Raw genomic sequence first — 24,242 nt, 5'->3', positions numbered from 1 at the left:
CCTGACAACCCCTTGCGCCGTTCAGCTAGAGCCAAAGGTCTTGTTTTGTCTAATTGATTAAAGACTATTTAAGTAGCTAAGCAAGTCCGCCATTTCTTGAGGAGTTGGCTGAAACTGAGGCATTGGAGGTGTTTTGCCACTGATCACTTGATGGATAATGCTGACTCTAGATTTTCGGTTAGAAACATCTCGTAGACTCGGTCCAACCCGTCCATCCGCTTCCGTCCCATGACAGCCAGCACAGTTCATCAGAAAAATTGCATGCCCCTGCACTGAGTCACCTTCGAGTGCAATCACATCGCGCACGTAGGGTGAGGAGGCGCTCAACTGATAGATCCCTAAAACAGCTAAGAGCGCCACAAAGAGGACTGCTAGAACCGTCAAAGCAATCCGCTGAATTGAACTTTCGTTATTGAGAAACTGGTTATCCAAAAGCTGTGCAAAAAAGCGCCTAGAACAGAAGTCATCAGGTCGAAAGCCTCGATCTGATCACCTCCCTACTTTAAAGCCTCTTTAGATAACTTTGCAATTCTCTCAGGCTTTGTGAGAGGCATAGAGTGAAATGAATGGAACTATGTCAGCCATCTTGGTAAACGGCTCTTTGGCTGTACGCAGAGGTACCCTATCGTCTCAAGCATTGACGCTCTAAGTGCCTCTCTCCCTGCCAAACCCTATCACTGGCTGCGTTTTGTCGTTGAACCTAGTACCATGATGATAGAACGTATTGTCTACGTCAGAGTTGCTGACTCAAAAGGAGATTTAACTTGGTAGAACCACTTCTTTCAGGCATCGTGCTTGGGCTCATTCCGATCACTTTAGCTGGGCTCTTCGTTGCTGCCTATTTGCAGTACAAACGTGGTAATCAGCTCGGTCTTTAGGACTTTAAACCGTTCTCACCATTGGAAAAGCCCATTAGAGCGAAAAAGGCCTAGCAAGTTGCTGGGCTTTTTTAATGCCACACTGCTCAGTGATATTAGGAGCAAATGTTCTGTAGCTCGAAGATCTATCTAGAGCAAGATGCCTTCGCATTTATCTTTTTTGTACAGTCAGCAGAAATTACTTCACGCTCTAGCAGCACAGAGCCATAAAAGCGTTCTTCAGTAAACCTTTTACTGACCAGAGCTTATTGACTAGAGCAATACAAAGGAGGAGTAGCTGTGGATCCGTTGGTGCATTCTCCCAGTTTTACAAGTGGTTCGATTGATGATCGAGAAGCCAAGGCAATGTCTACGGAGCCACCTTCGTTTTTCCGTTTATTACCACCAGAGCGAGTTGGACTGAATGGAGAGTATGACCACCGTGGCTTAGCAAAGCGAGTCGATCGTGCCCTGCGTCAAGCTTTTCCACCCCAAGCACTGGAGCAGTTAACCGTTGTTCAGCGTGGACGTGTCGTTGTCTTTACAGGTCGTGTTCCTAAAGCTTGCTTGCTACACCAATTTGCTGCTGTCGCAGCCAGTGTCAGCGGTGCTACAGCTGTGGAGGCTCATGGTGTTCGAGTGACCGCGCGATCGTAAATTGACTGCTGATCAATTGCCATCAAACAATCTCGAACTCGACACCGTAGTGTTCCAACAAATTGCACGTATCGTAATCAACCAGGTTGGTATCGCTCAGTTCAAGGTTATAGAAATCTATACAACTATCGTCGAAGTAGGGCCCAGCATGCCAGGTGCCCACCTCTAGCTTAATAAAGCAATTGCCTGGAATGCAAAAGACCACAATCTGTTCCCAGGCGGTGAGTGCTGTGGCATCGGGCGGCGCCACACCAAGCAGCCATTCTTTGCCACCTAAAGAACCTAGGCATTGAGTACAACGTTGATGACGCGTAATTTGATGAAATTTACGTCCACGCTGATGCAACCGCATGATGTAAAAGCGAGGGATGCCGTTTTGAAGCTGTAATTGGGCATCAGCCCCACCAAAGGGCGTGTGGTCATCAGAGGCGACAATCACCTGCCCAAACGGACGGAACGCTTCTGGGCTGAGCGGCTGGGCAGGAATTTTTCTCAGCAGATGTGTTTCCATGATCAAATTTGAGCGATTCGAGTCTTGATGCAAAAATTCCGCTAGCAAAAATCAACAGCCCCGTTGGATACGAGACGCTGCATCGACGTCATCAGCCTTCAACTACGGCTGAGTGGGTAGAAGCGAAGGATCGGTGCAGCGAATAGCAATGGTAGTGGTTTTAGGCTGTGCTCTCAGTAGTGCAAAAAATGTCTTGTCACTAAAGCTGCGTGGATCAATGCGCGATCGAGAGCGATCGACCCCTTTGTGTGTGGTGATGCGTCCTTCAGCAACGCCTGTGTTAGCGACCAACCAGGCAAGCGACTGATACTGGGCTTGCGTGTAGCCACTGTGGGTGTAACCGTTGTGATTGCCATCGTAGGGCGTTTCGAGGGAAATGTGGTAAGCAAAGTTATTCACTGAGGCTGACAAGGCAGAACTGGTTCTCACCGCTTCAAGACCATTGACGCCCACAAAAGAAGAATTGCCTGCGCCAAACGCCCTCTTATCCGGTGGCACCAGATAAACAACCGTACCATTCCGCTTGACCAGAGTGTGATAGCTCACCTGATCGTCATCATTGAGATGAAATGCTTTGAAGAGGTTGATGGCGCTGCTCGCAGAACCAACGGTTTCGTGTAAAACGACTAACGGCTCCAAATTGGCAGGATTACCATTGATATCGTTGAGAAAGCGATCGCCATAGTTGGTCGGATCAATCAGCGCCATTTCTTCTCTGGGCACATAGTCTGTCGTCGCTTTTGCACCACCTTCAGCGCTTTGAGACGCAACATCTAGCTCTTGCCGAAAGCGTGAGAGAGACACAGAACCACTGGAAAGCAATCTGGCACGCCGCTCCAGCATTGCTTTTTGACGCATCTTAACGCTGCCTTTGTCAGGCTGTACAGCACAGGCATTAGAGGCCAAACCGGGTGAAGACACTGCAGGCTTTACTAGCGGTGCCATTGTCGGTTGTGTGAGCGTCTCTACCCCTTGCGCTGCGACCAGTCGATCGCGAACGATCACCAGCATAAAAGTCGTCAAGCACAGCACAGTTGTCACAATAGCCGTCAAAAGTCTTCGGTTCATTTTTGTTCGTTATGAGCAACCTTTTGTTCTGCAAAACCCTAGATCAAATCCTACAGGATCATTGGCGTGGGACTGTTGTACCTGGCATAGAAGCATCAGCAGCCTGTTCGATCGCCCCCAGTAGCTTCAGCGTGCCTTTTTGAGCCGCTGTCAACCCTGTCACACCTGTGATATTAGCGTTCTCATACGGTCGTTGTACCCTCAAGGTTTCCAGACAGTCAAACGACGATACTCCAACGGAGGTGAGACTTTCTCGCTCATCGATGGCTTCAGGTATAAACTCACTCTGTCTTCCTTGCAGGCTGTTTGCGCTGCCAGTCGTCTGAGCATGCGCTGAGCGCGAACATATGTCCCACAGCTTGACGGTACCATCCTGGCTGCAGCTCGCCAACAACGCCCCGTCAGGACTATAAGCAAGGAAGCGTACCCAGTTTTGATGCCCGTGTAGGGTCTGAAGGAGTGGAGGGAAGACGAGGGGAGCAAGGGGGGGTAGGGACGCAGGAGAAGAAGAGGGGCAGGAAAGGTTTTGAGTGCCGTTTGTCGTTTGTTTCTTCATGCCTGAAAGATCCCAGAGCTTGATGATGCCGTCTCCACCGCTACTGGCAAGCACTGGCTCGTTGGGACTGAAGGCAACAGTCAGCACCAGGCTAGAGTGAGCCTGAAAGGTATGCAGCCGATCGCCCGTCTCAGGTTCCCATAAAATCACCATACCGTCCGAACTGCCGCTTGCCAGCAAACTACCGTCTGGACTAAACGCAATGCATCGAATCCAATCAGCATGCCCCCTGAGCGTCTTCAAGTGCTGTACTGCGACCATAGAAGATGGCTCTGAGCTATCCTTCAGCGGCAAAACGTGAGTGGTGAGTGCCCAAAGCCGAACGGTCTGATCTTGACTACCGCTGGCAAAGATCTGGTGCAGGGGCGATCGGGGTGCAAAGGCGACGGCACAGACACCACCCTCATGCCCCTTGATAACCTGCGGCTCATCATCAAAGGTCTGCTGCCAGAGACGAATCGTACCATCCAGGCTACCGCTGGCAATGATTTGACCATCCAGGCTAAAGGCAACTGACCAGACTGCATGGGTGTGTCCGGTCAGGGTGAGGGGGTGAGGGGGTGAAGGGGTGAGGGGTGAGACAGGAGAAGTTTTGAGTAGCGCTAGCTCCGAAGGAGCCACTGTGTGTTTCTTGTATGCCGAAGGCTTTACGCGCCGCTGCGCTAGAGAGTTTTGAGTTGATGCCGACTGCTGGCTACTGACGGCTGACGGCTGACGGCTGACGGCTGACTCCTGATTCCCCAAAGTGGACACATCCCACAGGCGAACCGTCCCATCTTCACTGCCGCTGGCAACCGTTTGACCATCCGGACTAAACGCAACCGACCAAACCCAACTGGTGTGACCGGGGAGCGTGTAGGGTGTGGGGCATGGGGTGTGGGGTGGGAGTAAGTTTTGAGTTTTGAGTTTTGAGTTTTGAGTAGCGCTTTGCGCCGCTACGCTAGAGAGTTTTGAGTTTTGGGTGACGGCTGACGGCTGACGGCTGAGTGCTGAGACACCCCAAAGGCGAATAGCTCGATCTTGTCCGCCGCTGACCAAGGTTTTGCCATCAGGGCTGAAGGCGATCGACCAGACGCCGCTATTGTAGCCCTGGAGTAACCGTAAACATTGATTGGTACTGCTATCCCATAGTCTTATAGACTGATCTTCACTGCCACTGGCCACCAGGCAACCATCAGGGCTGAACGCTACCGCGGAGATCCAACTTGTGTGACCTTGCAAGACGCGCAGGCAGTCTCCGTTGTCATGCCATAGCCTGACGGTGCGATCGTCGCTCCCACTAACGAGACAAGCGCCATCTGAGTTACCAGTAGAGGCAGCAAACGCAATGGAGCGAACCGCCTCAGCGTGACCCAGCAACGTTTTGTAGCACCGCTGTGTTTGCACGTCCCAGAGCTTGATGGTGCGATCGCTGCTGCTGCTGGCTAACGTTTTGCCTTTGGGACTAAAGCTAACCGACCAGACCCAGTCGGTATGTCCAGTGAGAGTAAAGTGAGGTGAGAGGGTGAGAGGGTGAGAGGGTAAGGGGTCCGCTGGCTGCAGGCTGCAGGCTGCTGACCGCGTCTGCCCTAACTGAGACACATCCCAAAGCTTGATGGTGCGATCGTAGCTGCCGCTGGCGAGTAAAGCACCGTCAGGACTAAACGCAACCGAGTGGACTTCGTCTGTGTGATCTGAGAGGACAGCTGTTAGCGAACCCGTAGCGACATTCCAGATTCGGACATGGGGATCTTCGTTACCGCTAGCAAGGTAAGTGCCCGTGGGGCTAAACGCCAGTGAAAAGACGCGACTTGTATAGCCTTTTAGAGTACGCACACAGTCGCCTGTCTGCACATCCCAAAGATGAATGGTGCCGTTGGCGCTGCTGGCAAACAAGCGGTTATCTGGGCTAAAGGCAACCGACCACGCCCAACCGTCTTTGGCTTTGCAAGTTAAGAGCTTTTTGCCATCTGCAACCCGCCAAAGATGCACTTCATAGCTAATATCACTTGCTGCAAGCAGTTTGCCATCCGGACTAAAGGCAACCGCGAGAATTTGACTAAAGGTTTCGGTAAACACCGATCGACTGAGATCTGAGTGAGAAAAGTTCGTTCCATGTAGACTCACTTTTTGGAGATAGGCTTGCCAAATGGTGAGGTAGGAAAAGTCACGATCGCGCAAGGTGCAGGTGACCCGATCGGCTTGAGGAGCCGTGCCCATTGTCGGATCGAAGGGCAAACGATCGTCATTCTCCTGGTCAATCTGAAGCTGGCAGAGCAGATTAAGCACATTCCCACCCACGTAGCCAATCACGTGTGGCGGTTGTCCCCGCAAGCGGTTGATCATCTGCATGAGGTGATGATCTAACGTAGCACGACTGCTGGTGTAAAGCAGGCGATCGGCGATCGGCTTTAACAGCAAGCGAATCTGCGATTCACGAACGTAGTCCTTCGCCTGAGCCTTAATGAGCGCGTGGGAACGAAGAAGAGGCGTAAGGGGAAGGTGTGAGTGATGAGTGATGAGTTTTGCGCTGTGAGTATCGCTCTGCACCTCTATGCCAGAAAGCTTTGAGTGTTGTCTGTTGAGTTGATCTTCGACTTCCCATTTCCCATCCCCCACTCCCCACTCTCCACTCCCCGCTCCCTCAATCTCTCGACAAACCCCATCAATCAACTGCTCAATCATGTATTCCATGACGACGGGTTGCAGCGTAAAGAGATTGCCGTTCTTTTCAATCAGGGAGCGTCGCTCAAGGGCAGTCAACGTTTCGAGCAGGTGGGCAGGAGAGACAGGTGGCAGGCAATCTGACTGGAGTTCGGCAAACCGAGTGGGTTCGCGATTGATGGCTAACCAGAACATCACCTGTTGTTCCAGGTTAGACAGGCGACCAATCTGGCGTGCTAGCAAATCCCGAATGCCTCCAAAAACAGAGCCGCCTTGCTGGGAAAAGTTGAGAAACTGCGTTAAGCTACCATCAAAAAAATCGGCGATCGCGGTGGCCACAATCTTGAGCGCTAGTGGATTGCCCGCATAATAATCGACCAGCGTTTGCCATTCTGTAGCAGAACCAGAGAACGTACCTTTGACGCTCAAGAGTTCGCGTCCCACCGCAGGCGGTAAACCCGCAAGCTGAAGCGATCGCACGGGTAGTCGATCACCTTCTTTCGGAGCCAATCCTTTCGGTTTTTCCCGACTCGTAATCAGCAGACAGCTTTGGTGCGGCGTTTCACCGACACAGCGTAAGAGCTGACCGTAGCCCTCGTACCCGGGCTGATAGCTGCCATCGCGATCGCCGGGTTGCATGATCGTTTCGGCATTATCCAAAATCAGCAGGCAGCGATGGGTACGGAGATAGTTCAATAACCGCAAAATTTGCTGATCCAGCGTGTCTGTCTCCGACAGCAGCGCTTGCGTCTGCTGATTGGCAACAAATTGAATGAGATCGTTCAGCAGATTGCGAATCGGTGGTGCATTGCGGAGCGATCGCCAGATGACGTACTCAAAATTGGCCTGAAGCTGTTTTGCCAACCGCACAGACAGCGATGTTTTGCCAATGCCGCCCATCCCAAACAAACCAATCAGACGGCACTTGTCCTGCAGCACCCATGTTTCCAGAGTGGTGAGTTCACTCAAGCGGCCGTAAAAGACCGAGACATCGCTGGCTTCGCCCCAGTCTTGGTGAGGGGTGTGGGGTGTGGAGTGTGAGTTCGGAGTTCGGAGTTCGGGGTTTGGAATTGCCTCCCCTACCCCCTCTGCCCTTCCTTCCCGACTCCCGACTCCCGACTCCCGACTCCCGACTCCCCCCCGACTCGCATATCGCTTCAGTACTGCCGGCAGGTTTCCCTTCGTCACTCGTTCGCCCAACGCCTTTGAGAGTGATTGCCAAAGCTGCGATCCGGTTTGTTTGATGTAGCCAACCTCGTAACCCGATCGCCGGGCAATCTCCTGGTAGGACAGTTCCTCCCACGCCTGCCGAAACACGATCGCCTGTAGCCGTCCTAAGCATTCATCGCTTAAGGCTTGCTCAACAATTCTGAGTGCTTCATCAGCATCCATAGGTACAAGGTAGGCAGTCGCTACAAAAGTAAACAGTTGTGAAAAGGCTCATACTAGGGAAGCTTATGCTCGAAGGGCTACCATTAAAGCCTCAACCGTCATCAGGTTCGTAGTTTGTATGGTCGGGGCTACAGGCATCCGCCATAACGCGGTTCTGAATGTTCCGGCGCGGCTCGTTTGCAAAGGTGCTTACGACTGCTAAAGTGCTCATAAAAGTAGCTGAAACTCCATCTAGATTGACAACCCAGATAGTTTTGACTACTCAATCCTATGAGCTTCTCACCCGGTGCTTTGTCATAGTCATGACATTCTTCTAACTTTACACGTACCTCTAGCGCACCTTGCTGAAACCGCTAAATGTCAAATTTGGCACATTTTGAGTTTTTTTTTTCTCATAGGCTGACAGACATCTCTTTAGTGCCGCTGACCCATGCAGTGACCGTTGCAGTCCCAGATGTCACGCCCTCGCTTCACAACCCCACACTGTTTTTACCGCTAAATTGTTTCCCAGGAGAATTAGAACGTGAGTACGAGAAGACCTCTATATATCCCCCGCCGACAAATTATTCGGGGTCTGATGGCAACTGCTGCTTTTGGGGCAACGTCTAAGCTGTGGACGGGCTGTTCTTCTGCCCCCCCTGAGACCCAAGCCAGTAGTGGTGGTACAGCCAGCCCCGTTGCCGATAAGCCGATTGTGATTGGCTTTATCTATAACGCGCCCAAGGACGACTATGGCTGGAACCAGGCACAGGCAAAAGGTGCAGCCGCGATCGCCGCGATCCCTGGCATCAAAATTGTGGAGCAAGAGAGCGTTCCTGAAACCAAAGAAGTTCAGGAAGTCATGCGCAACATGATTGACCAGAATGGCGCAACCGTCATTGTTCCCACCTCCTTTGGCTACTTCGATCCACATGTTCTGGCCGTTGCAAAAGACTATCCAGAAGTGCAATTTTTCCACTCCGGTACGCTTTGGAAAGAAGGCTTACCGAAGAACGTGGGCAGCTACTTTGCACTGATCGACGAAGGGCAATACCTTGCTGGACGCATTGCCGCCCAAACGACCAAAACTGGCAAGTTGGGCTTTGTTGGCGCGAAACCCATTAACCCCGTCTTGCGTAATATCAACAGCTTCATCCTGGGTGCACGCAGCGTGAAGCCCGACCTCAAGGTGCAGGTGATCTTTACCGGCGATTGGTCACTGCCAGTCAAAGAGGCAGAAGCCACCAACTCTCTGGCAGACCAAGGCGTTGATGTTGTGGGTGTACATGTAGACAGCCCCAAAGTGGTGATCGAAACGGCTGAGAAACGGGGCATCTTTTCGAGTGGGCTCCACTCCGATCAATCAGCATTAGCTCCCAAGGGTTACCTGACTGGCACCATGTATAACTGGGCAACTATCCACAAGAAATATGTTGAGCTGCTCAAGTCAGGCAAAACCCTTATGAACGGTGGCATTCCGCACCAGGTCATTGGTGGTCTCAAGGAAGATTACATCAGCCTGGCAACGTTTGGTCCAGCGGTATCGGAAGCGGCTAAGAAAGATGATGAAGCGACGAAAGCGAAGATTGTCGACGGTTCGGTCGTGGTCTACAAAGGGGCAATTAAAGACAATACGGGCGCGGTGAAGATTCCGGCAGGTACTTCCTATAAAGTGACCGATGCTGCACCGACTCAAATCAACTGGCTGGCTGAAGGCGTTATTGGGAAGGTAAGTTGACCTATGGCACTAAGTCGTTCTAACTGGCGATCGACCGCTGAAGCAATTTGCATCCCTTTGGGTGCCTTGATCGTCGCGTTGGTCATTTTCGGTGTTTTCTGTGCCATCTGCGGCAGAAATCCATTCGCTATCTACGAGGCGATCTATAAGTCTGCGTTTGGCAACTGGCGATCGTTCCAGGGCACCCTGTTACGTGCCGCACCACTGATGCTCACAGCCCTTTGTACAGCTCTCCCAGCACGGCTAGGGCTGATGATCATTGGTAATGAGGGCGCCCTGGTGATGGGCGGCATTGGCGCAACCATCTTTGGCCTCTTCCTGTCTTACGGCACGCTGTTGCCGTCAGCTGAGCAAGCGCAAAATCTTTTAGGTCTGCCACCATTCGTTGTGCAGCTTGGGATGGCGCTCGGTGGCATTGTGTTCGGCGGAGTATGGATTGCGATCGTCGGAGCGTTGCGTCATTATCGGGCCGTTAATGAAACCATTAGCAGCTTGCTGATGAACTACATCGCGATCGCCCTCTTGAATCATCTGGTCGAAGGGCCGATGAAAGACCCCTCATCGCTCAACAAGCCGTCTAGCTTCCCGATTCCAGACCTCTATAAAATCGGGAACATCTTCTCAACTCGCATCCACTACGGCTTGATTTATGGCATTATCGCCTGCGTGATTGCCTACTTCTTGATTCAGCACACCACCTTTGGGTTTGCGGCTCGTACCGCTGGTGGCAACATCAAAGCCGCTCGGATTGCGGGGCTGCCGGTTGGAAAGCTCACCATCATCATCTGTTTCCTGGCAGGCTCGTGTGCCGGGCTAGCAGGCATGATTGAGGTCGCTGCCGTTCAAGGTCAGGCAAACGCATCGATCATTGCAGGCTATGGCTATGCAGGCATCCTGGTTGCCTTCGTTGCTCGCTACAATCCTCTCGCGGCGGCTCTCGTTGCCATTCTCCTCGGTGGCATTATTGCCAGCGGTGGTGCACTGCAACGTGTCTTTAACATGCCGGATGCCACGGTTCTGGTGTTTCAGGGCATCGTCTTCATTGTCGTTCTGTACAGCGAGTCTCTTTATGGACGCTTGAAGATCTTTAAGGAGCCGGAGCTGAAAGCTCCACCACCGTCGGCAGTTACCGCTGCAACAGTCTAGAAGGAAAGTATGAAGGCTAAGGGCTAAAGGCTAAATTTCTCTTTAGCCTTTACCGTTCATCCTTTAGCCTTTCTTCCATTCACACTTGTTTAGAGGCACGTTATGGCAACAGAAGCATTAGGCGCATGGGGTGTTGTATTGGGGATTTTTGCTGGCACGCTGCGCGGCAGTGCACCCTTTTTGTTCGTAAGTTTGGGTGAGTGCCTGACAGAAAAAAGCGGCAAGATCAATCTGGGACTAGAAGGCACGCTGCTGACGGGAGCAATGAGTGCCTACGCAGTATCGTACCTGTTGCAAGATAAGGTCGGTCCGGCGATCTCTCCCTGGATTGGAGTACTGGTGGCAGGTGTGGCAGGGATGGCATTGGGCTTTATCCACGCTTGGCTGTCGCAGCAGCCCAAGGTCAATGACATTGCGGTTGGTATTGCCATGATTATTTTTGGCAGTGGTATTGCATTCTTCCTGGGCAAACCATTCATTCAACCCAAAGCACCACCCTTACCCACGATCGACCTCGGTAACTGGAGTTCGATTCCCGCTGTGCAGTCGGCACTCAAGATTAGCCCGCTATTTATCTTAGGTGTGGCGATCGCGCCCCTCATGTTCTGGTTCTTCAAATCGACCCGCTGGGGTTTGTTTATCCGTGCCGTTGGCGACAGTCCCGATGCCGCTCTGGCAATGGGCATGTCCGTTCCCAAAGTACGGATGCTCTGTATTGTGGCAGGTAGCTTCTTAGCAGGCATTGGGGGGGCATGCTTATCCCTTTACTATCCCGGTCTTTGGTCTGAAAGCATTTCTAGCGGTCAAGGCTTAATGGCGGTTGCGCTAGTGATTTTTGCCCGTTGGAACCCCATTCAGTGTTTGTGGGCATCACTCTTTTTTGGTGGCGCTCAAGCGGTTGGTCCCGCTTTACAATCGGTTGGTATTGAGCAAGGGCGCTATCTATTCAATGCGGCACCCTATGTTTTGACGTTACTGATCATGATCATCACGTGCTCACCCAAGAAAACGCTTTCTGGTGCACCCGGCGCATTGGGAACCATCAGCGGCTAAGCGGAGATTTTAGAGTTTAGAGTTTGGATTTTAGAGTGAATCGGGGATTGCTAGACCCAACGCACTGATTCAGCCAATGGCAGCCCGTCCCAAGGCTCAATCTGAAATCCGAAATCAACGACATCCTTGCCAGCTTAAAACCGAATCGCCCATCTAAAATCACTCATCTAAAATCTAAAATCCCCTCAGGAGGCAGCATGACGGAAGTTGCAGACTCTTTAACCCACCAATCAACCAATAATGCCCATGCGTTACTTGGCCCTCCCGATTTAGAAGTGGTCAATATGACCAAGCGGTTTGGCACCTTCACTGCTCTGGAAAACGTCTCTTTGAAGCTAAAACCAGGCACCTTTCACGCCCTGCTGGGGGAAAATGGCGCTGGTAAGAGCACACTGGTCAAATGCATCATGGGCTTCTATACGCCCACGTCTGGTGAAGTGCTGATTAATGGCCAGGTAGAGTCGATCGGTAGCCCTCGCGATGCCCATACACATGGCATTGGGATGGTTTATCAGCATTTTACCTCCGTCCCAGCGATGACCGTGGCAGAGAACCTCGTGCTGTCCCGCTTTGACAACACCAACCTCATTAACTGGAAAAAAGAATTCGAAGATTTGTCAGCTTTCATGGAGACTGCACCCTTCAAAGTGCCTCTGGATATGACGATCGCCCAACTTGCGGCTGGACAAAAGCAAAAACTGGAAATCCTTAAGCAGCTCTACCTGCAAAGCAAAATCCTGATTCTGGACGAACCCACGTCTGTGCTCACACCTGCGGAAGCTGATGAAGTCCTGGGCTTAATTCGCGAGCAGGTGACGGATAGCAAGCTCAGCGTGTTGATGATCAGCCACAAGTTTCGCGAAATTACTGCCTTCGCCGACGAAATTACGGTACTGCGTAAAGGTCAGTTTGCGGGTAACGGCAGGGTCAAAGAGATGACCGTCTCCGAAATGGCGGAGATGATGATGGGCGAAAAGCGGGAGCCGCAGAAAGTTGAGAAGACGCTTCACGGCGAACCCAAAGCTGTCCTGGAAATTAAAGACATCCATGCCAACAAAGACAACGGCTTGGAAGCCGTAGGTGGTGTTAATCTCACGGTGCACAGTGGCGAAGTCGTCGGCATTGCTGGCATTTCGGGCAACGGACAGCGCGAACTGGTTGAAGTACTGGCCGGTCAGCGCCCTGCGACGGCTGGTGAAGTGCTAGTCGATGGTCAAGTCTACACGATGACCCGCGCCGAAATGTTTAAAAATCGCGTGTTTGTTCTGCCAGAGGAACCCCTTCGCAATGCCTGTGTCGCCCACATGAGCGTGGCTGAAAATTTGGCGTTGCGGACGTTCGATCGTCCACCCCAGGCAAAAGGCATTCTGTTGATCTTCAAAGCCATCCGCGAGATGGCAGTGGGCCTCATTAGCTCGTTCAAGATCAAAACCCCATCGCCCGATACGCCCGTCGGCAATCTCTCTGGAGGCAACGTTCAGAGAACCGTTCTGGCACGCGAACTTTCAGAAGACCACATTAAGTTGCTGATTGCCGCCAATCCCTGCTTTGGTCTGGACTTTGCGATGGTGGACTACATTCACGGCCAAATTCTCGAAGCCCGTAACCGTGGTGTTGCTGTGTTGCTGGTTAGTGAGGATCTGGATGAGCTGCTGAAACTCTCCGATCGCATCTTCGTCATCAGCGGCGGCACGTTTGCCTACGAAAGCAAAATCGAAGAAGCAGACTTTGCCGCGATCGGTCAAAGCATGGCGGGACATTAGACGCTAATTATGAGTTTTGAGTGCTGAGTTTTGAGTTAGTTGCGAAACTCAATCAGTTTTTGCTGCAAACTTTTGACCCAAAACATACAAAACTCACTGAATATATTCTTCAATTCAAAACTCAAACCTCTTAACTCAAACCTCATCCTATGGTTACCATTTCTGCCCTACCTTACGATTACGAATTGCCTGCTTCTGGGAATGTAGCGTTGATTGTGATTGACATGCAGCGTGACTTTATGGAACTCGGTGGTTTTGGCGATATTTTGGGAAATAATGTTGGTTTACTACGAGCGATCGTCCCCACGCTCAAGCAACTGATCGACGGCTTCCGCGCGTTAGATCTACCCATCTTTCACACGATCGAGTGTCATCAACCTGATCTTTCCGATTGCCCACCCTCTAAAATTAAGCGCGGTAAAGGTGAGTTGACGATCGGTAGCGAAGGGCCAATGGGACGCATTTTAGTGAAGGGCGAACCCGGCAATGGCATCATTCCCGAACTTGCTCCGCTGCCAAACGAAACGGTGATTTACAAGCCTGGAAAAGGAGCCTTCTATGCCACTGAACTGGAATCGATGCTGAAAGCACAAGGCATCACCCATCTATTTATTACTGGTGTCACCACTGAGGTATGTGTGCAGACAACCATGCGTGAAGCCAACGATCGCGGCTACGAATGCGTCATGGTCGAAGACTGCACCGAAAGCTACTTCCCCGAATTTAAACAATCAACGTTAGAAATGGTGCGTGCCCAAGGCGGCATCGTCGGCTGGACTGCCACAGCCGCTGAAGTCCTCAAAGGTCTAGAAGCCTGGAAACCTTCGGAAGCACTGGTCTAGGGCGGAAGGCAGAGGGGATGACGGATAAGGGATGACGGATGAGGGCTAAAGGTAAGTGAGAGGGATCAGAATCAACTCAAGCCTTAGAACTTGAGCAACCAAAACCTCGGAGGTTTGAGCGTTGAGTTTAGCCATGAGGTTCAATGCTTGGCTAAAACTTCCGAGGTTTGCTTACAAAACTCAAAACGCTCCCTCTTCCCCATTCCCTTTATGATGGGCTAGATCTGCTTATCGTTTTGCCGCTCACATTGAAATGCCCAAATGGATGCTGAAGGATCGGAGCCTGTTGCTACAATGGCTTACGCCTTACCTTTTTTTGTTGCCTGCTCTGCTTGTCCTTAGTCTGACGGTGTTTTATCCAGCCCTACAGGCGTTTTACCTGAGCTTTACCCGTTATGACTTTGACCTGACGCAGCCGCCTGTGTGGATTGGGCTGAAGAATTTTCGGCGGCTGTGGAGCGATCGCGTCTTCTGGGAAACCTTTCGCAATACGGTGCTTTATTTGGTCGGTGTCGTGCCGATTTTGGTGACGCTACCATTAGGATTGGCAATTCTGGTTAACCAAAAGCTACGTGGCATCCGCTGGTTTCGGGTGGCGTACTACACGCCAGTCATTATTTCAATGGTCGTCGCTGGCATTGCCTGGAAGTGGCTCTACGCGGATAACGGTTTGCTGAATCAACTCCTCAAGCTGGCAAATCTGTCAACCAGTGGCATTCCCTGGCTGACCAGTCCTAGCTGGGCCATTTTTAGCGTGATGGTCGTCACGGTCTGGAAAGGCCTGGGCTACTACATGGTGATCTACCTGGCAGGCTTACAGGCTATTCCAGAAGATTTGTATGAAGCAGCCGCGATCGATGGTTCCGATGGCATCAAGAAGCATTGGGATATCACCGTCCCACTCATGCAACCCTATTTGTTACTGGTTGCCGTGATTTCGGCGATTTCGGCCACGAAAGTCTTCGAAGAGGTCTACATCATGACTCAGGGAGGGCCGCGCAACAGTTCCAAGACCATCGTGTATTACGTCTATGAGCAAGCCTTTCAAGACCTGGAGATGAGCTACGCCTGCACGATCGGGCTGGTGATGTTTTTGATCATTCTCGGTCTGTCATTGCTGCGGCTCAGCTTTGAACGGCTGACCGTGAAGGAGCATTAGGTACGAGTGAAGTTCAATGCTCCCTTAAAAAGCTCATCCTTGCTGAGCGCGATCAGTGATTAGCAATTAATCCGGAGCTAAATGCTGATTGCTGACCGCTGCCTAACAACTTCTAAACGGTCGGCTCATCGCCCAAAGGCTCATCCAAAACGCTTTCTGATTTTTGGAAAAACCAGCGTTTGGCAGGTTTTGGGAGTGGCAACCCGTGGGTTTGGTGAAAATCTTCTAAGACCTTGCGCGTAAGGCGATTGGATACCTGACGTACAATTTGGCGCAGCAGCCGATCGCCTGTGTTTTGAACTAGGCTTTTGGGCAGCGCGTGAATAAACCGTGGAAACTGAATCGATACCGTTAGATCTAACTGCCACTCTACGCGCGTCGTTTTAGCGGAGGGTGTTCCAGGGCGATCGAGCAAACTGGAAGCTGACTCTGCACCCGCTTCCACCAGAGTCATCGCAGCCCGAAAGTCAACGTCGTAACCCGGCATCACGTATCCAGGGATAGCAATGGTCTCAATGCGGTAGACGCCATGATCTTGGGGCAGCAGATGCAAACCAATCTTTGGCTCAATCTGGTAGCCATACGAGCCAAAGCGGCCAATCACCAAGGCATAGCCGTTATCTCCTAGCGGCTCGACGACCATTGGCTGAGCGCAATTGTGAAACCAGACTGAGTGAGCATCGAGATACGCAGCCACCGTAGGCAGATCTGCAGACATTTCCATGCAGTCTACAAAATGGCTACGAAACTGAGTCGGCTCAAGCAGATTTTGGTCAGAGTCCTCTGTCATCAGGTAGTTCATATCTGGAATGACCGACGCGGTGTGCAGCAAGCCTTCAGGAAGCTCAGTCGATTGGGATTCAGTGGAGTGTGACTGCATGATAGACGGCTCGACGTTAGTTGCTAGTTGCATAGGTCTATAGTGCCTCTTTCGCTCTTCACGTCCTCACCGAGGTTTTACGGATTTCTGCAAAACCAGCGGAATCAACATCAGCGCATGCAACAGTAATTTGTTACCACAAAGATTAGCGACTGCAAATCAAAGGCTTCAGGGCTACTGCTTGCAATATCTTACATCCAGTGAAGGCGGCAACTTAACATTCATTAACATACCAACTATACAAGCAGGCTGCAAATCAATCCGAAATCACGACTCTATCCATACGGTAGGTTTGTTTGCATAGAGAATTCGATAAAGTCTAGGTAAAGATGCTTGCCTTGCAGCATCAGAAGCTTTGGGTTCAGGTGCTTGAGCCTTTTGCAAACTGTTGCACTGGCTTTAGTGATGTTCTTCCATCCAACTGGCATCTATTGCCCATCCTAACCACCCCTTTGTCCATAGACACAATCAGGAGCAGAATTATGAAAGCGTTTGTAGCTGGAGCCACAGGACAAACTGGTCAACGCATCGTTAAGGAGCTTGTAGAGCGAGGCATCCCCGTGCGTGCTCTGGTCCGTGACCGGGCAAAAGCTCAAGCCGTTTTGCCGCCCGAAGCAGAACTAGTTGAGGGTGATGTTTTAGACACCAAACGTTTAGCGAGTGTGCTGGGCGACAGCACGGTCATACTCTGTGCCACTGGCGCAAAACCTGGCTTTGACCCAACAGCTCCCTATAAGGTTGATTATGAAGGCACCAAAAATTTGGTTGAGGCGGCAAAAGCGCACGGCATTGAGCACTTTGTTTTTGTCTCGTCTCTGTGCACCTCGCAATTATTTCATCCCTTAAATCTTTTCTTTCTGATTTTGGTCTGGAAGAAGCAGGCTGAAGAGTACCTTCAAAAGAGCGGTTTGACTTACACGATCGTCCGTCCAGGTGGCTTGAAAAACGAAGATAACGCCGATGCGGTGGTTATGTCATCTGCTGATACGCTCTTCGAGGGCAGTATTCCCCGCACGAAAGTAGCGCAGACCTGCGTTGAAGCGCTTTTCTTACCCTCTGCTCGCAACAAGATTGTCGAGATCGTAGCGAAAGCCGATGCACCCGCTAAGAGCTTCGATGACCTTTTTGTCGCAGTTGCTTGAAGAGACGGACGCAATCAATAACTAACAACCAACAACTGCAGCGGCGGCTGTTTGCAAAACAGGCACTAGCTTGAGCCCAAACTCGGTTTCAAAGCTGGCTTTTTTGTAGTCGAGGCTCCAAAGTTCTAGAGCGCAGTCATCGTCAGGCTTGGCTGGCTGAATGAGGAGCCTGAATTCCTGGGATTGGGGACGCACTTCGCAAACCACTTGCTTAACGGCACCAATTTGGCGACGATCGAGGGCAACCGCCAAACGCAGTAGAGCGCTCAGTTGATCTACAACATGTCGATGGCGCTTACTGGTCAGACTGCGATAGCTTTCGTGCTTCTTTTTGGGAGCGCTTTTGCGGTGATAGCGGGCGAGGTTGGCGATCGTTTCAATTTCAGTTTCGGTATAGCCCAGCAGATCGCTATGACGGATCAGGTAGTAGGAGTGCTTGTGATGGGAGGAATGGCTCACGTGGTGCCCGCAGTTGTGCAAAATAGCGGCCGCCCATAGCAGTTCGCGCTCTTCTTCGCCCCAATTGTGCAGACTACCTTGAGTTTGGTCGAACAGGCTGAGCGCAAAAGTTGCCACATGCTCGCTGTAGTCTAGCTTGACTCGGTACTTGTTCGCAGTGTCGAGCACGCTACGCTGGCGCACAGACCCTTGATAGCGCAGGCGATCTTCAATCAAACCGTGGGTCAGCATCCAATCGACAATGACTCCTTCTCGTAGCGATCGCTCACAAATTACGATCGACTCCATACCCAATAGCGTCATCGCTTCCTGAAGAATGAGCGCTCCCGCCAGAATAATTTCGGCGCGTCGATCGTTAACACCAGGAATCTCCGTTCGGCCTGCCACCGAAAGGCGACGAAGATACGCCACGGTTTCTCGTAAATCTTTCAGGCTAAACTCGTAGCCATTCAGCGGTGATGGCACTGCGCCTGTTTTTTCCCGCGCATGGATCATCGCTAAGGTTTCGATCGTGCCAGATGTTCCGACCAAACGCGGTTTTTCGCCTAGCTGCAGACCGGCTTTCAGCTCTTCAACTGGGCGCTCTAGCATCCCTCGAATGTAGGCTTGAAGCGCCTGAAATTCGACATTGCTGATGGGGTCAGTCGTAATATGCTCAACGGTCAAACGAACAGCGCCGATTTTAGTGCTGCTTAGGGTGCGCGGTTCATGCCCATCACCCAGTACTAATTCCGTGGAGCCACCACCAATGTCGATGATGACGTGGGGCTGACCATTAAGTTCCATCCCGGACAGCACACCCAGGTAGATACGACGGGCTTCTTCGGGACCCGAAATCAGATTAATCCACAGCCCTACCTCTGCTTCGATGCGCTGCAAAAAATCACGTCCATTCGGGGCTTCCCGCGTGGCGCTAGTAGCCACCGCGATCGTCTGCTCAGCGTTCAGGCTTTTGGCAATTTCTTGACAGCGCTTGAGGGTATCGATCGCCCGCTCCATTGCTTCGTCGGTGAGATTGCCGTTTTGCCGATTGCGATCGCCCAGCCGAACCGTCGTCTTTTCTCTAGCAATAATTGTGAAAGCAGGGAGCGCAGGCTGAATGCGAACCACAACCATGTGGATGGAGTTTGTACCCACATCGATCGCAGCTAGAATGCGTTCATGCGCCATTGTCATCGCGGGGATGCTCACCAACTTCTTTTTAATCTTAGGAACTGCGCTGACCATCTTGATATACCTAAGGGCTCAATCGACTGAGCCGAAATGATTGATACTGATTACTGCTACTTACGCTGCACAGACAAATTAATCAGGACACTTAGGCAAGCCAAGACCTTACTCAAGCTAAGCCTGTACCCAAATTAAGACTTCACCTAGGAGGTATGTCCGGGTTCATTTAATCACCTTTTCAGAGCATTCTGATGGGTATTAGAAGACTCTTTAAATTTCGTTGAATCGGTGCGGTTGAACAGCGCTATCAAGGCTTCAAACCAAGAAGATTGACCTGACCGCTAAAGTGATACTCCAGCGCCACCGTAAAGGCACAGAGGCATACAAACAAGATTTGTAACATAATGTTAAGGTGTTGGTAGGGTTAATGCTTTGCTGACAACGGCTGATTAACGTACCGACTGCTCACTTGCATTCAGAGTTGCTCTATGTCTTCGCTGCCAAACAACGAGCCCTCCCTTGCTCCAGCAAGTCAAGCCACCATTGTGTCTGAAGCAGGAGACGATCGCTTGCTGCAGGCGCTCTTAGAAAACCAATCGCTTAAAGAGCAAATTGCTCAGCAAACGCAACTCATGCACTTGCTGACTCACCAGTTGGCAACCCCATTAACGGCATTGGGTGGCTCTGTTTCGTTGCTAGCAGAACCTAGTTTGGGCGCAGAACACCGCCAAGAATTTTTGGATGTTGTGCACCAACAAGTGCATCGCTTAAGACAACTGCTGCAGGATTTAATGGCGCTGCGTAACTTGGAAACGGGGGCGCTTAAGACCCAGGCAGTGGGCTTTTGTGCAAAGAGCTTAGTAGAAGAGGTCATGATGGGCTTTCATGACGTTGAGGCAACGCATCAGTTTGAACCCGACCTAGCGCATATCTGGAGCGATCGCTGGCAACTGTCGCAGGTGTTGGTCAATCTCATATCGAATGCGATTAAATACTCTCCCAACGGTGCCCCGATCGAAATCGGTGCCGCAGTACAGCAAGCTGGCTGGGTAACGATTTGGGTCCGTGATCATGGCTTAGGGATTCCTGTAGCAGATCAACCCCATCTCTTTGAGCGGTTTTACCGAGTACAGCACCGCGATCGGCACGCTATCAAGGGCACTGGGTTGGGGCTCTCTCTTTGCAAGCTGCTGGTCGAAAATCAAGGCGGAAAGCTTTACTTTGAATCCGTGCATGGCGAAGGTAGCTGCTTTTCATTCACCGTGCCAACCGTCGATGGTCAAAGCCTTGCTACTTTTATGCAGTGATAGATTATGCAGTGATAGACACACTCAAAAGTGCATCCGCTACTTCTTTCGCAGTTGCGTAACGGTCTTCTGGCTGGGGGCTAGTCAATCGACGGATGATCGTCACCAGTTCCGTTGCTAGTCCAGGCACATACTCTGGATAAAAGCGAAACCCTTGCTCTCGTTGGGCATAGAATGCGTCGGGCGCTTGACCGGTGAGCAGAAAAACCAGGATCGGACCGAGAGCGAACAGATCTGCCGCAACCGTCTTTTGGCCCTGCGCTTGTTCGGGAGCCATATACAATGACGGCTCGGAGCGTTCGGCAACGAATGAGCGGAGAGAAACAAACCCAACCAGCGTGATGTTACCAGCCGGGACGGTTTGTTGGATCAAATTCTCAGGCCTCAGATCCTCATGTAGCAAGGCTGGGGACTGTTGATGCAGATAGTCCAGTGTGTCGCAGACTTGCACGATCGTGGCGATCGCCTCGGTTTGCGTCAAGAGTCCCTGTCGGCCAACCCGTTGCTGAAAGCTTTGCCCATAAACTCGTCGCCGCACCAGATGAGGCTTTCCTTCATTCACAAAGAAATCAACAAAATGAGGTAAACCTGGATGATCGAGCGTCAGCAGTTGCGTTGCTTGCTGGGTGAAAGCTTCTAAGATATCTGGCTGCTGCCATTCTGGATTGACCGTTCTTAAGACTAAACTCTGACCGTTGCGCCAGACTAGCTGAGTCATGCCAACCGGGTCTTGACGAACCGTCTTAACCACCTGATAGTCGCCCACTGTTTGCGTTACCTGCAGCGGTTCACCACAGTCTGGACAAAACAGCACGTTTCCTTGAGCGCGGGGATGCGTACAGCTCACCAGATCCGCAGGCGGTACCACGGCAGGCAACCCATTGACACCACTCATGTCAGTGGCTTGCTGCCTACGATCGCCAGAGGGATGATTGAGAGGCGATGAGTCGTCCTCTGGCTGTTTGGTTACGGGTATCTCCAGATTGGGAATGAGCGACATGCCACCTGGCTGCACAGATCTGCCTACATCAGCAGGTAGAACGTCGCTCAGACTAGGTTTCACTCGTTGCGCTCTGGTTTGATCGCCCTGTAATGCTTTACCACTGTCAGGAGGTAAAGAGCCCACATGAATTTGAATGTTAGGGCCTGATCGCGCCAGCCGAATCACAAGACTGTCCACGATCGGCATCTGCGTAATGCGCTTGCTGTCTACGTAGGTGCCGTTTGCACCTAAGCTGATAACTTCCCACCGCGAATCGACTTCGCGCAGCTCGACATGATGACGAGAAACGACTGCGCTGTAGAGAATAACGTGATTATCGGTTGATCGTCCAATTCGAATAACAGATTCGTGTTCAAAGGTCCAACTTTGAACCGGAATCGACTGAATCGGATGCAAAAGGGTGAGGGTAATCACACTGGCGGTATAAAGTCTGAGTAATAACTTGTGGCAAAGACTGCTACCGTCCGAAAACGTGCTTCCATCCTACGCCGCTTTTGCTGCTGTAGAACCGAAAATTTTCGTAATCGATCGTGGCAAGTTTTCTAACGATACACGACTATCTGAAGGAACGTATGAGACAGACATCGTACTCATAACTTACGCAGTGACGAGTCAGTGTGACGGGCTGACTTCACCTTGCCAACAAAGCTCACGTCTAACGTCAGGAAAGCTGGAACAAAAATGTTACCTTGTCGCCCTTGCCTAGAGCAATGCGATCGCCCTGCCGTAGACGGTGACGGTTACCCATCGGTAGTGGCACATTGTTGATGTAAGTGCCGTTAGAACTACCCACATCCTCTAGGTAGTAAGCGTCCCCTTCAAGTCGGATATCAGCATGAATGCGAGACACAATTTCAGAGTCGGGGAAGCCAGACACATCAATATCGGGGGGAATGCGATCGTTAGGTTTGCCAATGTGAATAACGGTCAGACTCTGCGGCAATTCTAACGAAGCACTGGTTTGCAGATGTAAGAGACGTGCCGTTTGCTGTTGCAGTTGAGTGGTCGAGCTGCTCTGTGCTGGCGGCGATACAGCAACAGCTTCCCCGTTCGCAGACGGTTGGCTGATGACGGGGATAGGGGAAGCCGCAGGCATCGGATCAGGAGCCTCAAGCGCAACCGGGGTGTCAGGAAGCGCCATTGGTGGTGCAACAAGCGGATCGGGCGGCACAAGTGGATCCAGCGGGAGCAATTCTGGCATAACTGGTACAGCCTCCGGTGCTGCTGCTGAATGCACCACGCTTTCGGCAGGTTGGTTGCTGGCAGCAGTGCGGAGGTTATAGCCACACTGGCCACAGAAACTGGCATCTGCCTGAACCGTGGTGCCACAGTTTGGGCAGCTCATGGTCGCAGGTAAGGGTGTATAACAGGCTTCACACTGAACTGCGCCATCAGGATTTTGATGATTGCAATTCGGACAAACAATCATGGACTCTTTCCCCTATATCAATTCCATCATAGAGAATCCGCTGCCAAGACGACGAGTGCTACTTAGAGCACAGGCGATGCTAAACAGCCCTTTTAGCTGCCAGTTTACAGCGGATTGCCTGTTATTCCAGTTCTACTTTGAAATCAGGCTCGCTGTCATCTAGCTTTTCAGAGGGATATAGTGAAAGGCTTGGTCAGTGGTTACCCCTCAGTCTTCAGTCGCTCACCCTTTTCTCATAGCTCGTCACTAAGGAACAAGAATTTAATCACTCTGACATTTCCCGTAGGGGAAAACGGGCCGTGCGCCCCTACCTGCAAATAATTTGTCGATTTCATTTAATCCACGATCCTGAGAACTCATTGCTGGGCAACCCGTTAGGAGCTTTATACCAATGCTTGTTGAAGAGGCATAGAATCATGCAGTGTCGGTTGGGTTAAACAGCGTGAAACCCCTAGTGCAGGTATGCCAGAGGCGTTACGTTAGCAATCGCTTGGTTGGGTTGAGTCTGACGAAACCCAACCTGCAGTTCTGTGCAGATTCAGACGGAATTGGCATTACAAGCAGAAATTTACCGTTGGGTACAGCAGGTTTTGCCAGAGTCATGCCCTCTAGCCGTTTACCTTGTGATCAAACCTGTCGCTACGGGTCCTTTGTTTGCTAGAAAGCTCTTTACCCTTGACTAAAGCAGCTGCAAGCAGGCTTGCATCAGTTCACGTTAAGTTCCTGCCCTGCAGGCTGATCTAGCAGCCACACAAGTTCTCCCTCAGGCTGGATCAGGCGCGCAGGGTAAATCGCCGCATCAGCAACAGGTGCAAAGATCTGAGCCAGCGCAGGCCGCTTACTGGCACCAGCTACCATAAAAAGGACGGTGCGAGCATGATTGATCAAGGGTACGGTGAAAGTAATTCGAGGCTGCCCGTCTTTATTACCAACCGTAATAAGGCGATCGCGCACCTGTAATGCATCTGTATGAGGGAAGAGAGATGCCGTATGTCCGTCATCGCCAATGCCCAGCAGAATCAGATCGAAGCGTGGATAGGCTCCTGGCTGAAGCTGAAAGAATTGCTGTAGCTCCATCTCATGCTGGCTGGCAGACACCGCTGGTTCAGCATTTGCCGTGGTCATCGGGTGAACATTAGTGAGCGGGAACGCGACTTGATCGAGCCAAGCATGGCGCGCCATCCCTTCGTTACTGTCGGGATGATCCGATGGCACGTAGCGTTCATCGCCCCAGAAAATGTGAAGCTTTTCCCAGGCAAGGTTTTGCGTTGCAAGCTGTTCGTACAACGGTTTAGGTGTGCTGCCGCCTGCAAGGGCGATCGTGCAACGTCCCCGTGCCGCGATCGCTGCCTGGATTTTGTCTACAACGATCGCTAGTGATCGCTGAATCAGTGCGTCCTTATCTGGAAGCACCTCTACAATTTTGTTCATGCTTTCAGCCGCTCAATTTCTTCAAGAGATCCAACTCCGTAGTCTACTATAAGAGGT

The 24,242-nt window shown here is 51.5% G+C and carries 20 protein-coding genes; 11 read left to right on the top strand and 9 right to left on the bottom strand.

The window, feature by feature from the left end; translation table 11 throughout:
- Positions 1-57: 57 nt before the first annotated feature.
- The gene (locus C7B82_RS15830) at positions 58-432 is read right to left on the bottom strand and encodes a c-type cytochrome (protein WP_106257252.1); all 375 of its coding nucleotides are present in this window, start codon (positions 430-432) and stop codon (positions 58-60) included.
- 332 nt (positions 433-764) lie between these two features.
- On the opposite strand from C7B82_RS15830, the gene petG reads away from it, so the two are divergent.
- Together petG and C7B82_RS15820 are read left to right on the top strand one after the other, a co-directional pair.
- On the top strand, positions 765-878 hold the full coding sequence (gene petG / locus C7B82_RS15825) for a cytochrome b6-f complex subunit V (RefSeq protein WP_075600448.1): 114 nt from the start codon (positions 765-767) through the stop codon (positions 876-878).
- A 279-nt stretch (positions 879-1,157) separates the two neighbouring features.
- The gene (locus tag C7B82_RS15820; RefSeq protein WP_106257251.1) at positions 1,158-1,514 is read left to right on the top strand and encodes a phospholipid-binding protein; all 357 of its coding nucleotides are present in this window, start codon (positions 1,158-1,160) and stop codon (positions 1,512-1,514) included.
- Positions 1,515-1,536: 22 nt separating this feature from the next.
- Here C7B82_RS15820 and C7B82_RS15815 read toward each other — a convergent pair whose 3' ends face one another.
- The 3 genes from C7B82_RS15815 to C7B82_RS15805 form a co-directional block, all read right to left on the bottom strand.
- Positions 1,537-2,025: an ureidoglycolate lyase gene (locus C7B82_RS15815; protein ID WP_106257250.1), complete on the bottom strand. Its 489-nt coding sequence runs from the start codon at positions 2,023-2,025 to the stop codon at positions 1,537-1,539.
- A 102-nt stretch (positions 2,026-2,127) separates the two neighbouring features.
- Positions 2,128-3,093, bottom strand: coding sequence for a peptidoglycan recognition protein family protein (locus C7B82_RS15810; protein ID WP_106257249.1), 966 nt, complete (start codon positions 3,091-3,093; stop codon positions 2,128-2,130).
- A gap of 58 nt (positions 3,094-3,151) precedes the next feature.
- The gene (locus tag C7B82_RS15805; protein ID WP_106257248.1) at positions 3,152-7,684 is read right to left on the bottom strand and encodes a WD40 domain-containing protein; all 4,533 of its coding nucleotides are present in this window, start codon (positions 7,682-7,684) and stop codon (positions 3,152-3,154) included.
- A gap of 523 nt (positions 7,685-8,207) precedes the next feature.
- On the opposite strand from C7B82_RS15805, the gene C7B82_RS15800 reads away from it, so the two are divergent.
- The 6 genes from C7B82_RS15800 to C7B82_RS15775 all read left to right on the top strand — a co-directional run bounded on the left by C7B82_RS15800 (position 8,208) and on the right by C7B82_RS15775 (position 15,364).
- Entirely contained in the window at positions 8,208-9,401 is a 1,194-nt protein-coding gene (locus C7B82_RS15800) for a BMP family ABC transporter substrate-binding protein (RefSeq protein ID WP_245939926.1), read from the top strand.
- A gap of 3 nt (positions 9,402-9,404) precedes the next feature.
- Positions 9,405-10,547 carry an ABC transporter permease gene (locus tag C7B82_RS15795; RefSeq protein ID WP_106257246.1) on the top strand — a complete coding sequence of 381 codons (1,143 nt, stop codon included), beginning with the start codon at positions 9,405-9,407 and terminating at the stop codon, positions 10,545-10,547.
- A 102-nt stretch (positions 10,548-10,649) separates the two neighbouring features.
- Positions 10,650-11,600 (top strand): ABC transporter permease, encoded by a 951-nt coding sequence (locus tag C7B82_RS15790; protein ID WP_106257245.1) that lies wholly within the window; start codon positions 10,650-10,652, stop codon positions 11,598-11,600.
- 197 nt (positions 11,601-11,797) lie between these two features.
- Positions 11,798-13,363 (top strand): ABC transporter ATP-binding protein, encoded by a 1,566-nt coding sequence (locus C7B82_RS15785; RefSeq protein WP_106257244.1) that lies wholly within the window; start codon positions 11,798-11,800, stop codon positions 13,361-13,363.
- A 149-nt stretch (positions 13,364-13,512) separates the two neighbouring features.
- Entirely contained in the window at positions 13,513-14,205 is a 693-nt protein-coding gene (locus C7B82_RS15780; protein ID WP_106257243.1) for a cysteine hydrolase family protein, read from the top strand.
- 253 nt (positions 14,206-14,458) lie between these two features.
- Positions 14,459-15,364, top strand: coding sequence for a carbohydrate ABC transporter permease (locus C7B82_RS15775; RefSeq protein ID WP_106257242.1), 906 nt, complete (start codon positions 14,459-14,461; stop codon positions 15,362-15,364).
- A gap of 112 nt (positions 15,365-15,476) precedes the next feature.
- Here C7B82_RS15775 and C7B82_RS15770 read toward each other — a convergent pair whose 3' ends face one another.
- Entirely contained in the window at positions 15,477-16,277 is an 801-nt protein-coding gene (locus C7B82_RS15770) for a DUF1997 domain-containing protein (RefSeq protein ID WP_245939925.1), read from the bottom strand.
- Positions 16,278-16,726: 449 nt separating this feature from the next.
- Here C7B82_RS15770 and C7B82_RS15765 point away from each other — a divergent pair, with 449 nt between their 5' ends.
- Positions 16,727-17,386: an NAD(P)H-binding protein gene (locus C7B82_RS15765; RefSeq protein ID WP_106257241.1), complete on the top strand. Its 660-nt coding sequence runs from the start codon at positions 16,727-16,729 to the stop codon at positions 17,384-17,386.
- A 21-nt stretch (positions 17,387-17,407) separates the two neighbouring features.
- Here C7B82_RS15765 and C7B82_RS15760 read toward each other — a convergent pair whose 3' ends face one another.
- Positions 17,408-19,072, bottom strand: a complete 1,665-nt coding sequence (locus C7B82_RS15760; protein ID WP_106257240.1) for a Ppx/GppA phosphatase family protein — start codon at positions 19,070-19,072, stop codon at positions 17,408-17,410.
- A 431-nt stretch (positions 19,073-19,503) separates the two neighbouring features.
- Here C7B82_RS15760 and C7B82_RS15755 point away from each other — a divergent pair, with 431 nt between their 5' ends.
- Entirely contained in the window at positions 19,504-20,322 is an 819-nt protein-coding gene (locus tag C7B82_RS15755; protein WP_106257239.1) for a sensor histidine kinase, read from the top strand.
- A 4-nt stretch (positions 20,323-20,326) separates the two neighbouring features.
- Here C7B82_RS15755 and C7B82_RS15750 read toward each other — a convergent pair whose 3' ends face one another.
- The gene (locus C7B82_RS15750; protein ID WP_245939924.1) at positions 20,327-21,721 is read right to left on the bottom strand and encodes a protein kinase domain-containing protein; all 1,395 of its coding nucleotides are present in this window, start codon (positions 21,719-21,721) and stop codon (positions 20,327-20,329) included.
- A gap of 265 nt (positions 21,722-21,986) precedes the next feature.
- Complete coding sequence (locus tag C7B82_RS15745; RefSeq protein WP_106257237.1) at positions 21,987-22,754, bottom strand: double zinc ribbon and FHA domain-containing protein; 768 nt, start codon at positions 22,752-22,754, stop codon at positions 21,987-21,989.
- A 530-nt stretch (positions 22,755-23,284) separates the two neighbouring features.
- Here C7B82_RS15745 and C7B82_RS32380 point away from each other — a divergent pair.
- Positions 23,285-23,437 (top strand): hypothetical protein, encoded by a 153-nt coding sequence (locus C7B82_RS32380; RefSeq protein WP_181357517.1) that lies wholly within the window; start codon positions 23,285-23,287, stop codon positions 23,435-23,437.
- A 22-nt stretch (positions 23,438-23,459) separates the two neighbouring features.
- Here the strand turns inward: C7B82_RS32380 and pgl are convergent, their stop codons facing one another.
- Positions 23,460-24,185 carry a 6-phosphogluconolactonase gene (pgl, locus tag C7B82_RS15740; protein WP_106257236.1) on the bottom strand — a complete coding sequence of 242 codons (726 nt, stop codon included), beginning with the start codon at positions 24,183-24,185 and terminating at the stop codon, positions 23,460-23,462.
- Positions 24,186-24,242: the final 57 nt, after the last annotated feature.

Source organism: Stenomitos frigidus ULC18 (assembly GCF_003003795.1).
Lineage (GTDB): Bacteria > Cyanobacteriota > Cyanobacteriia > Leptolyngbyales > Leptolyngbyaceae > Stenomitos > Stenomitos frigidus_A.
Note: the sequence above shows the minus strand (reverse complement) of the source record. Positions and strands in the feature narration are given on the sequence as shown.